A 13,752-nucleotide genomic window follows, 5' to 3' on the forward strand; every position below is an offset into this window, starting at 1 on the left:
CTAGCAACCCTTTTTCTACTGCCAACGATCGGCCCTTGCCAGCCGCCAATCTTCAGCCCAGTCCGCCGGTGCGCAGTCTCTGTGCAACAAACAACCAGGTTCGATACCGGGGTAGAGCTGAGCATAATTCATCACCAAACTTGGATTAACACGCCGGTTCAGGTGGCGTGGTTGCAGGTCTTCCAGACGGTCAATGCCAAGAATACCCAGCAGCTCCGCAAGCGCCTCCACGGTGGAGTGCTGGTAGTTTGCCACGCGAACACCTTTGTCGGTTACGTCCAGCTGCTGGTAGCGGGCCGGATTGGTGGTTGCGACACCGGTCGGGCATTTATCGGTGTTGCAGCTGCGGGACTGTATGCAGCCCAGAGCCATCATCATACCTCGGGCAGAATTGACGGTGTCGGCACCCAGCGCCATAAGGCGCAGCATATGGAACGCCGAAAAGGACTTGCCCGAGGCGATCAGGCGCACTTGATCCCGAACGCCAATACCCTTGAGGGCATTATGCACAAACTGCAGCCCGTCCCTGAGCGGCATGCCAACCGAATTGGTCAGCTCTACCGGCGCTGCCCCGGTGCCACCCTCGCCGCCATCCACGGTTATGAAGTCAGGCAGCCGGCCGGTTTCCAGCATGGCCTTACAGATGCCCAGAAACTCCTGTCGATTTCCGGGGCAGAGTTTGAAACCCACCGGTTTGCCACCGGACAGCGCCCTCAGTTTGGCCACGAACGTCACCAGCTCGATGGGACTTGAGAAAGCCGTATGACCTGGCGGCGACAGTACATCCTGGCCCATGGGGACCTTTCGGATATCAGCGATTTCGCGGGTCAGTTTGGACGCCGGTAATACACCGCCATGCCCGGGCTTGGCGCCCTGAGACAGCTTGGTTTCGATCATCTTCACGGAATCCCGGGCCGCTTCCCTGGCAAATAACCTCGGGTCGAAGTTGCCTTCGGAATCGCGGCAACCGAAATAGCCGGTCCCAATTTGCCACACCAGATCGCCGCCATGTTTCAGGTGCCACTCGCTGATGCCGCCCTCACCGGTGTTATGGAAAAAGTTGCCGAGTTTGGCTCCCCGATTCAGGGCCATGATGGCATTGCGGCTGAGAGCGCCATAGCTCATGGCCGAAATATTCAACGGGGCCGCATCGTAGGGTTGTGCGCACCGGCTGTCGCCGAAGCGGATCCGGAGGTTGGCTGGCAGGCAGTGTTTCGGTGCCACTGAATGATTGAGCCACTCGTAGCCATCCCGGTAGACGTCAAAGATGGTGCCGAAGGCGCGGGTGTCGTTGTCCTTCTTCGCTCTCTGGTAGGTGAGGCTGCGGAATTCCCGGTTTACCGGTGCGCCATCCAGATCCGACTCCACGAAATATTGCTGTAACTCCCGACGCACCGACTCAAAAAGATACCGAAAGTGCCCGATTACCGGATAAATGCGCAAAAGCGTGTGTTTGTTCTGGAGCAGGTCGTGAGCCCCCACTGCCAGCAGGGGCCCGGCAATCAGCCAGAGCCATTTGCTGGATGGCCAGTGGATGGTCGCCAGTGATAGCAAGATAACGGTAACCAGGCCGGCGAGGATAAAGGCATGTCGAAAAACCATGGTTGTATTCCTGATTGTTGGGAGTTTCGTCGCTGATTGGTTCGGCAAGCCAAGGACACCTGCATGGCAGCGTTGTTACAGAAGCAGAAACTGCCATTGCCCGGAGGAGAAACAGATTGGTCAAAAATGTTCGAGCCATGGTGTAACAGTTGCAAATCTCATGTGTCGGTGTCCGTGAAACGCGAGAAATCAGTGCCCTGACGACAACAGGCACTGAACCACCGGAACGGAGAGCGCGACAAGATGACTCGGCACAATCGTCAATACTGGATGGGCGGCAACCGGTCCTACGAACAGGACCGTTTCTTCGAGGAGTCCCTCGATAAATCTCTGTGGCAAAAGGCGGAAGGTCCTGAAAACTGGGAGGCTTGCTGGTATACGGGCATGCCTGATCCGGAATTCTTCAGCCAGGTGGGGCCAGAGCGGACAATTAATCACATTCCCGGTAACAATGCCCTCACGGTGAAAAGCCGCCTTTACCGTAGCCTGATGGACTTGCGGGATCGGGTAGAGCGGCAGCAAAAGGGCGGCAAACATCTGACCGACCGCCTGGCGTTCGTGCCTAAGGTGTTCTCGATGCCGGAGGACTACCATGCTTTCCAGCAGGCGGCACTGGAGAATCCGGACAAACGCTGGTTACTCAAGCCGAAGAATGCCGCCCGAGGGAAGGGGATCCAGTTGGTGGCAGATCCCGCCGACGTGCCCATGGAATCGTCCTGGATGGTTCAGGAGTACCTGGAAAATCCACACACCATGCACGGCCGGAAATACGTTCTGCGGCTGTATGTGCTTGTCTCTTCGGTCTCGCCGTTTCGTGTTTACCTGTATCACCAGGGCTTTGCCAAGCTGGCTTCCATGCCTTACGACGAGGAAAACGCCAACAACCCCTACAGCTACCTTACCAATCCGGATGTGAACGCGTTGAATCTGGATGCAGAGGTACCCGTGGAGTTTGTGGATTTCGAACGTTACCGGGCCTGGCTCCGGGAACAGGGTCACGACGATGACGCCCTGTTCGCCAAAATCGAGGACATGGTCGCCCTGACCTGTCTGGCGGCCCTGGAGCCCATGCGAGAGCGCTCCCGGGTGATCGGTGCCGATACCCGTGGCTGTTATGAGCTGATGGGCATTGATTGCCTGATTGATGCCGACATCAAGCCCTGGGTTCTGGAGTGCAACCTCAGCCCGTCGTTGGAAGTGTGCGCTGGGCCGGAGAGTGGCGGCGATATTGAGGAAAAAATCAAGGGCGGGATGGTTACCGATCTGGTTGAAATGCTCGGCCTTAATCGGCCCGCACAGGAAGAGTCCAGCGGCTCGATGGTGGAGAAACTGGTTCGTGAAACCCAGACCGAACTGGCGAACAGCGGCGGCTTCAGGAACCTGATACCGGGATCAGACCCGTCGGCGTACCTGCCGTTTATGGCCTTGCCGAGGTTGTCCGATTGGGTAGTCGCCCAGGCCCTTTCTGACCGGCCCCTGAAGCAACCCCGCCTCGAACGCTGGGTGGCAGAAGAAACCTTCAGCGAAGATCAGGTTTACCTCTACGACACCCGCCTGGGCCACCTGAGCAGCCTGAATGAGACCGCGTCGCTGATCTGGTTGATGGCAACCGAGGGTGCCGGGCCGGATGACATTGCCTCGGCATTGGTGGATTCCGCGGCCAAAAGCATGCCCGCCGCGCCAGATGCCTGGGCTATCCGGAACGATGTCTGGAATACCTTGGCGGACTGGGTCAATAACCGTTTCCTGGTTCAGTCCGAGGGGCAGCCTGATGATCAGGATGCTTCAGAGTCTGGCCAGCCTCCGTTCCCGGAAACGTCCACCATGATGTCGATGGCCTTGTCCTGCGGTCGTTTCCGGGCACTTTTCTTTACCGACAGCGCGCCGCTGGTCAACCGGATAGAAAGCCTGCTTGAACCCATGGCGATTTCCGATGAGGCAGGTAAGGACTCATTGCCAAGACTTGAAATTGTTCGGGATACCCCGGGCTTTACATTGATTCTTGATGGCCAGGTGGTCCGTTCTCGCCTGTCACTGGCGGCGGTCGTTCCAGCGCTTGCCAGCTGTCTGGCCAGCCATGCAGCCCGGCACGATGACATTGCCATAGATGCCGGTCTTGTTGCGGGCCCGGATAGCGACATATTTCTGGTCAGCCATTCGGAGCCTTCGCTGCGCGACGCGATGACGCTGGCGCTGTCCACGCAATGGCGAACGGATTCTGGCCGTGGTGCCCTGCTCAAAAGCACCGATGGTTCAGGCGTTACGGGGCTGGGTCTGCCTCTGCACAACTCCAACGGTGATGAGGTGTTCACTCCAGCGAAGCCAGGCATCGCAGGGCGCGTAAATGCCGTGCTCGTGCCGAGTGAGGAGCCACTGGGAGACGGCAGCGGTGTGCAGATCCTGACTGTGAACGAGAGTCTCAGACATCTGATTTCCAGCTGTTGCGGCGAAGACGGCCGGCCGTTGGATACCGAGGGCTTCGCCAGGCTGGCGGGTTGGCTGGAAGGTCGTGAGCGCTATCTGGTGGATATGAACAATCTGGAGGCCGCTGCGGCGGCACTGTCCGGGCGGTGTTTTGAGAAGGCACCGCAAAAGGCATCCGGGGGCCGTTGAGCGCAAAAGCTCTCCGGCTCCGGATATGGAGAGGCCGGGTGTAAGCCTGGCAGTTGTTACGTCAAATCAAGGGGGACACATCATGTCCAGAGAAATACAGAAACAGAGATTACTCGGCAAGCTTGCCCGGGGCATGGCCTATACCGGCCCCGTGTTTGCGGTTGTTATGGGTGCCTCGGCGTTCAACGTATCCGCCGCCGACGCCACGGCTGAACCAGGCTATCTGATGCTGGCCGCCGGAGAGGCTGAAGCCGAGGGCGAAGCAAAAGGCGAGGCTGAAGGTGAAGCGGAAGGCAAGGCCGAGGGCGAAGGTGAAGCTGAGGGAGAAGGCGAAGCGGAAGGTGAAGCTGAAGGAGAGGCCGAAGCCTGAGCCGTTGATCGGGTGGGCACGAGCAAGACTTGTGTCCACGCGGTCGTTCTCATTGCCTCAGCTTGAAAGGCAATCGAACCCGGGACCAACAAGAAGCGGACGAATACCATGACTCAATCACGCTCTGAGCGAGCCGACACCGTTAACGACATTGTTGAAGAAAACGCCCATGCAATCGGGCAGCTCATTGAAATGCTGGAATACTTGCCAGGGAATCTTTACCGGCGGAGTTTCGGCCAGCGTAAGCAGCATGTGATTGGCAAGCATGTCCGGCACATTATTGACCATTACAGTGCCCTGTTGTCGGCCACAGCTTCACCGGGAGCGCTGCTCGACTATGAAAACCGGAACCGTGATCTGTCACTGGAAACGGATCGACGGGCTGGTGCCAATCGATTATCAGAGATTCTGCGGACGTTGCGAAGCCGATTCAGCGCGGATCATTTCGATGGGCTCGTCATGTTGCACACCAGCGACGAACAGGGGCAGGTAGTCAAGACCAGCGTGGATCGGGAACTGGTGTTCCTGGCCAGCCATACCATTCACCACATGGCGATTATCGGCATGCTGGCCGAACAGGCGGGCGTGGAAGTCGGTGCAGAGTTCGGGGTTCACCCCTCGACCTTGCGGTACCTGCAACGGCAGGCCCGGGGTATGGCCGAAAGCGCCTGATCCCATGTGCACATTGAGCTGGCAGTACTCACCGGCAGGACTTGACCTGTTTTTTAACAGGGACGAGTCGTTGCAGCGCCCCGAAGCGGGCCCGCCCGTTGTTGAGTGTCGCGATGGGGTCAACACAGTGATGCCCAAAGATCCGTTGGGTGGTGGCACCTGGATCGCAGCCAACAGCCAGGGCCTCATTATCGCCCTTTTGAACAACTACCGTTACCCATCCCGGGTGCCTGCGGGCCAGTCTACAAGTCGTGGGTTGCTGGTCAGGCGTCTGAGCTCAGCGCGTACCGTTGCAGAAGTCCGGGCATTCCTGTGGGGCGAGACTCTTTCCCCGTATCCGCCGTTTTTTCTCCTGGCCTTTAATGGTGAACCCTGTGGTCCTTTCAAATGGGAATGGACCGGCGAGACCCTGAAAGAAACCCGTGATTTGGCTGAGATGACCATCAGTACTTCGTCTCTCATGCCGCGCTTTGTTCCCGCTCTTCGAAGATATCTGGTTCGCCGGGCACTGAAGCGCTGTGAGCCGGGTCAGGCGGTTGGGCGTCTCCTGGACCTGCATCGGAACAAGCATGGCTGGCCTGAGAGTGTGGCTATAGCCATGAAACGAAAAGGTCGCGCCACGGTAAGCATGAGTCATATCCGGGTAACTGAGACCAATCTCACTTTTAGATACTGGCCCGGTTTTCCGGGCAGTAACAATCGCGCGGCCGGGGTGTCCGTGCTTCAAAGGTCTGGATAACAGGCCCGCACCCTGAACAAGGAAAAATACGACCGGAGGTTGCAGATATGTCCACAGACAAAAACCGAAAGGAACTTCTACGAAAACTGTCCCGAAATCTCATGGTATCGGTTCCCATGATGACGGTGGTGGCCGTGGCCGGCTTCAATGCGAGCAGCGGCCCCGGGCTTGGGTTGATCCCTTCGGCTGAGGCCGCCCAGGGTGAGGCTGAAGGGAAGGCCAGCGGCGAGGCGGAAGGTTCCGCGAAAGGAGAGGGCGAAGCAGAAGCTCGCGCCGAGGGTGAAGCAGAGGGCCGCGCAGAAGGTGAGGGCGAGGCTGAAGGGAAAGCCGAGGGTGAGGCTGAAGGTGAGGCAGAAGGCGAAGGCGTGTCTGCCAAGCTGAAAAACGCGGTTCGCCGTCCCGAGGGCTATACGCCCTATCAGGGCAATGTGGCCGATCTGCGGGCACAGGGCGAAAAGCTGTTCAATGACAACAGCCTGTCTTCCAACGGGCTTTCCTGCGCTACCTGCCATGCTAATGGCGCTGGCTACAATGCCACGTTCAAGAATGAATACCCTCATGTCGTAGCCATGGGCCAGCGTGACTTTGGCATGGACATGGTGCACCTGGATGAAATGGTGCAGATCTGCATGGTGGCACCGATGGCTGCAGAGCCTCTTGAGTGGGGTTCCGAGGAATTGGCAGCGCTAACGGAGTATTCCCGCGTGGAACAGAAAAAGTTTATCGACAAGCAGTAGTAATATCGCTTTGCATCAGTGAGTCTGCTGTCGGACTTGGGTGGGGGTAAAGCCCCACCCTTTTTTGTAATTTACCTTTGCCTGGCGTGTCTCTCTAAAAAGCTCTTAAAAACGGCGAGGTAGTATGAAATCGGCGGTGGAACCAGAGTTGGACATGGCCAACGGCGAGCTGGGCAGGGAGGATCAATCCCTTGCCAGGCGTTCTTTCAGGCAGTGGGCCAGACAACTCATTGAGTGCCGGTTGTGCCGCAATCTCACCCTGGCGGCCTTTACTGCCATTCTTGCCATTGAGGTCGCCATCCTTATTCCGTCGTACCGCAATTACGAGGAAGACCTTCTGAACGACCGGGTTGATATAGCCAGCCAGGCAATCATCACTTTCATCAATCACACCCGGGGACGGGATATAACCGGGGGTGCACTGGAGGCGTTGATCACCAGCAGTCCGTTGGTTGGTGTCTCCCTGCGCAGAGCCGGAACCGAGTATCGAGCGGGTGAAACCATTACAACGCCACACCCCGCCAATGGCTTGCTTCGTTCTGCGCCCAGGACACCGCAGGGAATGATCGATCTCTCCTGGGCCGCTGACCCGGTTCTCTCGGATTACGAGGCCCTGGCCAGGGTAGATGTCAGCGACGTGCCATCGGAGCTGGTTGCCTTTGTGTTCCGGATACTGGGTCTGTCGCTGCTGATCGCCGTTTTTGTGACCGCCGTGACCATGTTCGTGGTCGATCGTATGATGCTGTCCCCGCTCCTCAAACTCCGTGATCGCATATCCCGCGCTGGCGAGGACGCCGAACATCCCCTGAAATACCTCACGCCCGCCGGCCGCTGCGATGAGTTCGGTGAAGTGGAAGGAGTGTTCAACAGCATGCTGAAACAGAACGCGGCTTACCTGTCACGCCTGAATTTGCTTAACCGGGAACTCGACCAATTGCTTGCGGAACGAACCCGCACCCTGCGCAGAACCGAGCAGGAACTGGAGATCCGGACCCTTTATGATCAACTTACCGGCCTTGCCAATCGGAGCCTGTTCGAAGAGCAGTTGGACCGCCATTTCAGCGATCCAGACCATGGTGGAGGGAAAGAGGCCGTTCTGGTGCTCGGTCTCAACGATTTCCAGACGCTGAATGGTCTGGCAGGACACGAGGCTGGCGATCGGGTATTGCAGGAAATTGCCCGTCGTATCGCCGGCTTCAGTACCAATCATGGCCGGGTTGCCCGTCTTGGAGGCGATGTGTTCGGGCTACTGGTCGATGATCGGGGGCGAGCTTCAACGGACATTGAGGTCGGGATTTCTGCCGTTATTGAAGCCTGTCAGCGTCCAGTCCAGGTTGGTCGTAAAACCTTTGAGTGTGAGGTCAGTGCTGGCGTTGCCGTCTCCGGACTGGATGGACAGGATGCCAGAACCCTGCTCAGTCACGCTGAAATTGCCATGCATCGTGCAAAAAAGTCACCGAGCCAGAGGGTGCAGTTTTTTGCCACGGAATTCGGAGATCAGGTCCTCCACAGGCAGGAATTGATTCACAGTCTCAAAACGGCCATTGGGAACCGGCAGTTGCAGCTGTATTTCCAACCGCAGTTCGATCGCCTCAGGCGGAACACCGGTTATGAAGCGCTCCTTCGCTGGCATCATCCCCTGCTTGGCCCGGTTTCACCCGCTGAGTTTATTCCGTTGGCGGAGGAAACCGGGCTTATCGTCAAAATCGGCGACTGGGTCCTAGAACAGGCGGTTGCCACTTTGAAGGAATGGTCGGAACAGGGGTTTTCAGGGCGAATTGCGGTGAATGTCTCTGCACTTCAGCTTCACGATCCGGGTTTTGCCGACCGACTTTCGGCTTTGCTTGAAAGCCGTGGCGTTTCCGCTCGTCTGCTGGAACTGGAAATTACCGAAACGGCCCTGATGCACGATATTGAACTGGCAATGACAACCCTCAATCGCTTTCGTGAGCTGGATCTGACCCTTGCGGTCGACGATTTTGGCACCGGCTATTCGTCGCTGGCCTATCTCAAGGCTCTGCCTGTCTCCCGTATCAAAATTGACCGGACCTTTGTGACTGGCCTTCCGGATAACGAGCAGGACCAGGCCCTATGCAGCACCATCATCACCATGGCTCATGCCATGGGCTGCGAGGTTATTGCCGAGGGTGTTGAAACCGAAGCGCAGGCAAGCTGGCTGGCATTGGCGGGTTGCGACGAGCTGCAGGGGTATCTGTTGGGCAAGCCCTCGCAAACGGGATTCCGAGCCGCGAAAGATAAGGGCGATGGTTGAACAGGAGGCTCAATCTGCCCACTGAAACTGCCGGTAATCAAACCCCTGCTCCAGCGTGGGTTTGATCACATCAAAATAGGGCGATGCATCAAAATCCCGAGGGGCAAACAGGGAGTGATGCCGAATCCGGAAGTACTCGCGTTGTTGGGCTTGCGAAGCTGCGTCGTCGTCTGATTCGGCGAGGCGTTCAGGCAGTATCGGATAGCGGATCGACTGGAAGCCCTGGGCAATAAAGGTCGAACAGATGGCCCGGGTAGGGTCGCCACTGCCCAACGCCAGCATGGAACGACGGTAACGGGTTGGTACCGGTGGTGTGGGGCAAAGGTAGCGTGCCAGGTCCCATACGTTTTTTAGGTCGTACTGGTGCCCGATCCGGCTTTTCGAGTAGTCGATCAGCTTGCTGATATCCTGCTCACTGAGCCCGACAGGCCGGCAGATTCTGGTGTGAAAGTTCCGGTAAAAAGACAGCGGCAGGTATCGAATACCTTCCTCAAGATCCGCTTCGACCAGAGCATGTTCCTCTCCGTCTTCATCAATACCCAGGTTCGCCTCTGGGCCGAGATACAGCGCCGCATGGGACCAGGTGGACTGGGTCAGATACTTGATAGCCGTGCTGATTCGCGTATTTCCCTCCACCAGAAGCACGTCGCCGGGCTTTATCGACGCCTGAATGGCTGCCCAGGTGGAGGTTCGTACAGAGTGGCATTTGATCTGTTTGGAAAGATAGGCAGCCAGTCGCCTCGATAGCCAGTTCAGCAGCATGGTTAACCCCCGATTGCATGTCTGTTTTTGTTAATAACAATGACATGCAGTCGGGGTTAATGTTACAGCCTTTCGCGGACTGATCAGGCGGTTGCGGGAACCGGTTGGCGGGAGAGGGTCAGGGTATCGTAGTCCCGCAAAAGGAACAGGGCAGCGCAGGCAGCAAGCATTGGCCAGGCCGCAAAGAACAGGAGATTTTCAAAAGGCTGGAGGTATTTGCCGAATGCCGAAAGGGTAGAAACGCCGTGGAATACAAGAATGGCGCCATAGGTCCAGGTTTTCATTACCCCTGCCACAAACGCGAGGATAAGCGCGAGTTGGGCTGCTCCCATGATGTAAAAGGCGGTATCACTGAGCCCTCCGAGGCCGTAGAACGCACCGAACACTTTGGCGGCATGATCTGGCTGTACAAGCTTGTCCAGGGTCCAGAACAGGAAGACGGTAAAAACACCAAGACGCAGCAGCAACAGGGCGAGAGGTAACTGTTTGGGCATTCTTTTCTCCTTCAATGATTTTTGAGCGATCGTTCCAAAGACATGGAGGTCACGGGGAAGTTCCGGGAATATCGGAGGAGCTGTGTAACAAACGACAGAAGGGGGTGTCTTGACGATGTGAGTCAATTGAATCAGCAAGTCAGGAGTCTGCTATGACCAGAGAAGTTGTTCTCGCCCGTCCTCATCCTTTCATCCGTAAACCGATGACCGAACTGCTTTCGAAACTTGGCTTTACGCCTGTCACCAGCGGCAGCTCCACGAAGCCTGCTGGTGTGATTGTTTCCAGCAGTGTGACCTCGGAGACAGGCAGTTTCGCGGATGTTCTCAAGATGGTTAAGCAAACCTGGACAGGCGTGCCATTAGTGGTGGCTACACTGTTAAAGCCGGATATGGCCATCAACTCTCTCGGTAAAGAGCTAGAGAGGGTCTTTCCTGGTAAAAAAATCGGTTTTCCATCGGAAGACCAGAGAGCTGATATTCTCATTGTCCGCCCTGATGACCTCAAAGTTCCACAAACTGAACGAGTTCTTCGTGGTTTTTTCAGATAACAACATGCTGGTCCTGAGGTTTAGATGTCGTTTCTCCAGATTTTGCGTACTCCGGTCCGCCACTGCAGGGAGGCCTGCGAGCTTGCGGTAGGCCACGGTACGCCCCGGCGTGCCGCAAAGCTTGCGGCAGTTGTTGGCACGCTTCTGGTGCTCATCAATCAATGGGAAGCGGTCACCGGCGCTGCGTCTGTGGACTGGCTGAAAGTTGTGTTGACGTACTGCGTGCCCTACTTAGTATCAACCTACACCAGTGTCAGCAAGGATCTGACGCTGCTTCGGGAGGCCGAAGCAGCGGAGCAGAGGGTTCATGAGGAGGCCCGAAACATCCAGATGCAATCGGATTCGGTGTAACAAACCAGCTGGTGCAGTGTCTCCCTCGTAACAGCAAGCAGGGTCCTGTCTCCTGCCTGGGAGGTGAGCATGAAAATGCCAATCGCAAGGGCGTTTGCAGTAACCGCCGCAGTGGCCGTTTTATTGAGCTGGAACAGTGCGTTGTTGGCCGGTGAGGTCATTGAAAAGAGCATGGGGTCACCAGATTCCCGTGTCGTTCTGTTCTCGCAGCCATTCTGTCCAGGCTGTGAGGCGGCCAAGTATTATTTCCACGACAACCAGATCTCCTACCTGGAATTCGATATAAACGCCTCCCGGGCTGCACGGGATACGTTTGAGCGACTCGGCGGCAGGGGGACACCGTTTTTCCTGATTGGTGGCGAGCGATTGCATGGGTTTTCCGTACCGAGAATCGAGCAGAGACTCAGAGAGCTGGGCATCTCCGGGAGGAGCCATGAATAGATTCAACAATCTCGTGATTCTGGCGATGGCATTGCTGCTATTCGCCCAGCCGGCTTCAAGTCAAACAAAGAATGGGTTTGAGCTTGGCAATGCGCTCGTGCCGGTGGAGGAGATTCTCCGCGGAGGGCCGCCCCGGGACGGCATTCCATCAATTAATGAGCCGCTTTTCCAGAACCCTGAAGATGTATCCCTCTGGCGTTCCGATGACCTGGTGCTGACCTATGACCAAGGAGAGGTCAGTTTTGCCTACCCCATTGGTATCCTGAACTGGCACGAGATAGTGAATCATGATCTTGGTGGTACACCACTGCTGATCACCTTCTGCCCCTTGTGCGGTACCGGAATGGCCTTCGACCCGAGGGTAGACGGACGGCCTCTCACGTTTGGCGTTTCGGGACTGCTGTATAACAGTGACCTACTGATGTACGACCATCAGACCGAATCCCTCTGGTCGCAGGTTGAGGGGCGGGCGGTTTCGGGGCCGTTGGCCGGAACGGAACTGGAACCTGTAGCCACTCGCCATGAACTCTGGCACCGCTGGCGGGAGCGCGTTGAAGGGAGAGGAAAAGTGCTTTCCACCGATACCGGCCACCGCCGAAATTATCGAATGTCGCCCTATGGCGATTACGATCACTCCGAGCGTCTCTATTTCCCGGTTACCCACACCAGCCGGAAATATCATCCAAAAACCTGGGTGTTGGGCTGGTCACACAATGGCGAAAGCAAGGCCTGGCCGTTTCCGGAGCTGGCGGAGCACGGTGGAGTGCTTGAGGATCGAATTGCTGGTAAGGCTGTGCAGGTGCACTATGATCCGGAAGTGCCTTCGGCGGAGCTACGGGACGAATCCGGTAACCTTCTTCCGGCGACCCGGGCCTTCTGGTTTGCCTGGTATACCTTTCATCCGGATACCGACGTATTTGAGGCGGAATAGAAAACCTCTGCAACGTTACTCCGAATCACTACCATTGTTTTTACGGACGCTCAGTGCTTCAGCGACACGCTCGTCAATCCGGCGCAGGAATTCCTCGTCGGCCTTCCCCGATGAGTGGGCGCTCAGCAGATTGCTGCTGGCTCGCAGATTGCCGATAAACGTCCTGCAGTCCTTGCACATCATCAGGTGAATTTTTACGGACAGGTTCTGCCGGCCGTTGAGTTCACCATCAATGTAGTCACTGGCAATTTCGGCCAAGTCCCTGCACATTAACATTCGCCCGTCTCCTGGAAGGTCTCCACCATGAGAAAGATCTTTTGCCTCGCACGGTGTAAAAGTACACGAAGGTTAGAGGCACTGACATCCAGTATGTTACAGACGTCATCGGATTTATGCTGATGCGCTTCGTAAAGCATCAGGGCAGAACGCTGGGTTTCGGGCAGTGAAGAGAGATGCTTGTCTAGGCAATCGCTAAGGGCGCCATTTTCCAACAGGGTGTCTGCGGACTCATGGAATTGCAGCTTGGGGGGCAGATCCCATCGCCCTGTGGAATTGAAACGATTGGCCAGTTCAGGCTCAAGGGTCTCGGAGAAGTCCGTTGCGACTTCCCGATTGGCCGCACGAAGCCGGTTCTTGCAGCGATTGGCGACGATACGGTGCAGCCAGGTTTTCAGACCGGATCGGCCCTCGAACTTCTGGACAGCATCAATAACCGTTACCCAGCAGTCCTGGACTACTTCCTCGGCGCTTGAGTGGTCCAGGTAAAATCGGGCGACGGCCAACATGCCGGGTGAGTAGTCGCGTACCGCTTTCTGATAGGCGGTTGAGTCTCTCCGTTTTAGGGCTTCGATTAATGATGCTTCGGACTCTGATTGCACTTCAGTTTCCATCGGGTTCCGTTCCTTGTGAGATCGCTACCTCGGTACTGTCATTGAGAGTAGAAAAAAGTTCCAGAATTTCGTAGTGAATGCTCAAAAAAGTTTTACTCTAGGAACGGAGCGCAGAGTTCTAAAAATGGCGAGCTTGAGTAGTTGCGTCGGACTCTGATTCATTGCTCCAAGATTATTGGTGATCATGGCCCTGATTTAAGTCGGCTCATTGTCAGGAAATACAGCTCGCGCTTGTATTAAGAAACCCATTTAGGGAAGGTCTGAATAACCGGTGATTTTTGCCGATATTGTTTCAATGCAGCGAAAATCGGGAATTTCAGACGTTGTTTT

General features: G+C 56.4%; 15 protein-coding genes. 10 read left to right on the forward strand and 5 right to left on the reverse strand.

Annotation, left to right across the window (positions count from 1 at the left end):
* Nucleotides 1-15: 15 nt before the first annotated feature.
* Nucleotides 16-1,602, reverse strand: a complete 1,587-nt coding sequence (locus QZ534_RS17115) for an FMN-binding glutamate synthase family protein (protein ID WP_296936202.1) — start codon at nt 1,600-1,602, stop codon at nt 16-18.
* A gap of 243 nt (nt 1,603-1,845) precedes the next feature.
* On the opposite strand from QZ534_RS17115, the gene QZ534_RS17120 reads away from it, so the two are divergent.
* The 6 genes from QZ534_RS17120 (at nt 1,846) to QZ534_RS17145 (ending at nt 9,005) form a co-directional block, all read left to right on the forward strand.
* A complete protein-coding gene (locus QZ534_RS17120; RefSeq protein WP_296936204.1) occupies nt 1,846-4,215 on the forward strand; it encodes an amylase in 2,370 nt (789 codons plus the stop codon).
* Between the two features lie 82 nt (nt 4,216-4,297).
* Nucleotides 4,298-4,585, forward strand: coding sequence for a hypothetical protein (locus QZ534_RS17125; protein ID WP_296936206.1), 288 nt, complete (start codon nt 4,298-4,300; stop codon nt 4,583-4,585).
* A 108-nt stretch (nt 4,586-4,693) separates the two neighbouring features.
* Nucleotides 4,694-5,257, forward strand: coding sequence for a DinB family protein (locus QZ534_RS17130; RefSeq protein WP_296936208.1), 564 nt, complete (start codon nt 4,694-4,696; stop codon nt 5,255-5,257).
* Nucleotides 5,258-5,261: 4 nt separating this feature from the next.
* Complete coding sequence (locus tag QZ534_RS17135; protein ID WP_296936210.1) at nt 5,262-5,996, forward strand: NRDE family protein; 735 nt, start codon at nt 5,262-5,264, stop codon at nt 5,994-5,996.
* Nucleotides 5,997-6,043: 47 nt separating this feature from the next.
* Nucleotides 6,044-6,733 (forward strand): hypothetical protein, encoded by a 690-nt coding sequence (locus QZ534_RS17140; protein WP_296936212.1) that lies wholly within the window; start codon nt 6,044-6,046, stop codon nt 6,731-6,733.
* Nucleotides 6,734-6,857: 124 nt separating this feature from the next.
* Nucleotides 6,858-9,005 carry a bifunctional diguanylate cyclase/phosphodiesterase gene (locus QZ534_RS17145; protein WP_296936215.1) on the forward strand — a complete coding sequence of 716 codons (2,148 nt, stop codon included), beginning with the start codon at nt 6,858-6,860 and terminating at the stop codon, nt 9,003-9,005.
* Nucleotides 9,006-9,014: 9 nt separating this feature from the next.
* Here QZ534_RS17145 and QZ534_RS17150 read toward each other — a convergent pair whose 3' ends face one another.
* Together QZ534_RS17150 and QZ534_RS17155 are read right to left on the reverse strand one after the other, a co-directional pair.
* Complete coding sequence (locus QZ534_RS17150; protein ID WP_296936217.1) at nt 9,015-9,767, reverse strand: YiiX/YebB-like N1pC/P60 family cysteine hydrolase; 753 nt, start codon at nt 9,765-9,767, stop codon at nt 9,015-9,017.
* A gap of 83 nt (nt 9,768-9,850) precedes the next feature.
* On the reverse strand, nt 9,851-10,261 hold the full coding sequence (locus tag QZ534_RS17155) for a hypothetical protein (RefSeq protein ID WP_296936219.1): 411 nt from the start codon (nt 10,259-10,261) through the stop codon (nt 9,851-9,853).
* 152 nt (nt 10,262-10,413) lie between these two features.
* Here QZ534_RS17155 and QZ534_RS17160 point away from each other — a divergent pair, with 152 nt between their 5' ends.
* From QZ534_RS17160 to QZ534_RS17175, 4 genes are all read left to right on the forward strand, one after another.
* Complete coding sequence (locus QZ534_RS17160) at nt 10,414-10,809, forward strand: hypothetical protein (protein ID WP_296936221.1); 396 nt, start codon at nt 10,414-10,416, stop codon at nt 10,807-10,809.
* A 24-nt stretch (nt 10,810-10,833) separates the two neighbouring features.
* A complete protein-coding gene (gene nrtS / locus QZ534_RS17165; protein WP_296936224.1) occupies nt 10,834-11,160 on the forward strand; it encodes a nitrate/nitrite transporter NrtS in 327 nt (108 codons plus the stop codon).
* A gap of 69 nt (nt 11,161-11,229) precedes the next feature.
* A complete protein-coding gene (locus QZ534_RS17170; protein WP_296936226.1) occupies nt 11,230-11,601 on the forward strand; it encodes a glutaredoxin family protein in 372 nt (123 codons plus the stop codon).
* Nucleotides 11,594-12,532: a DUF3179 domain-containing protein gene (locus QZ534_RS17175; protein ID WP_296936228.1), complete on the forward strand. Its 939-nt coding sequence runs from the start codon at nt 11,594-11,596 to the stop codon at nt 12,530-12,532. Before QZ534_RS17170 ends, QZ534_RS17175 begins: the two co-directional genes overlap by 8 nt.
* Before the next feature lie 15 nt (nt 12,533-12,547).
* Here the strand turns inward: QZ534_RS17175 and QZ534_RS17180 are convergent, their stop codons facing one another.
* Together QZ534_RS17180 and QZ534_RS17185 are read right to left on the reverse strand one after the other, a co-directional pair.
* Complete coding sequence (locus QZ534_RS17180) at nt 12,548-12,808, reverse strand: zf-HC2 domain-containing protein (RefSeq protein WP_296936230.1); 261 nt, start codon at nt 12,806-12,808, stop codon at nt 12,548-12,550.
* Entirely contained in the window at nt 12,802-13,422 is a 621-nt protein-coding gene (locus QZ534_RS17185) for an RNA polymerase sigma factor (RefSeq protein WP_296936232.1), read from the reverse strand. The genes QZ534_RS17180 and QZ534_RS17185 overlap by 7 nt, the downstream gene beginning before the upstream one ends.
* Nucleotides 13,423-13,752 lie beyond the last annotated feature (330 nt).

The organism is uncultured Marinobacter sp. (assembly GCF_913055835.1).
Classification (GTDB): domain Bacteria; phylum Pseudomonadota; class Gammaproteobacteria; order Pseudomonadales; family Oleiphilaceae; genus Marinobacter.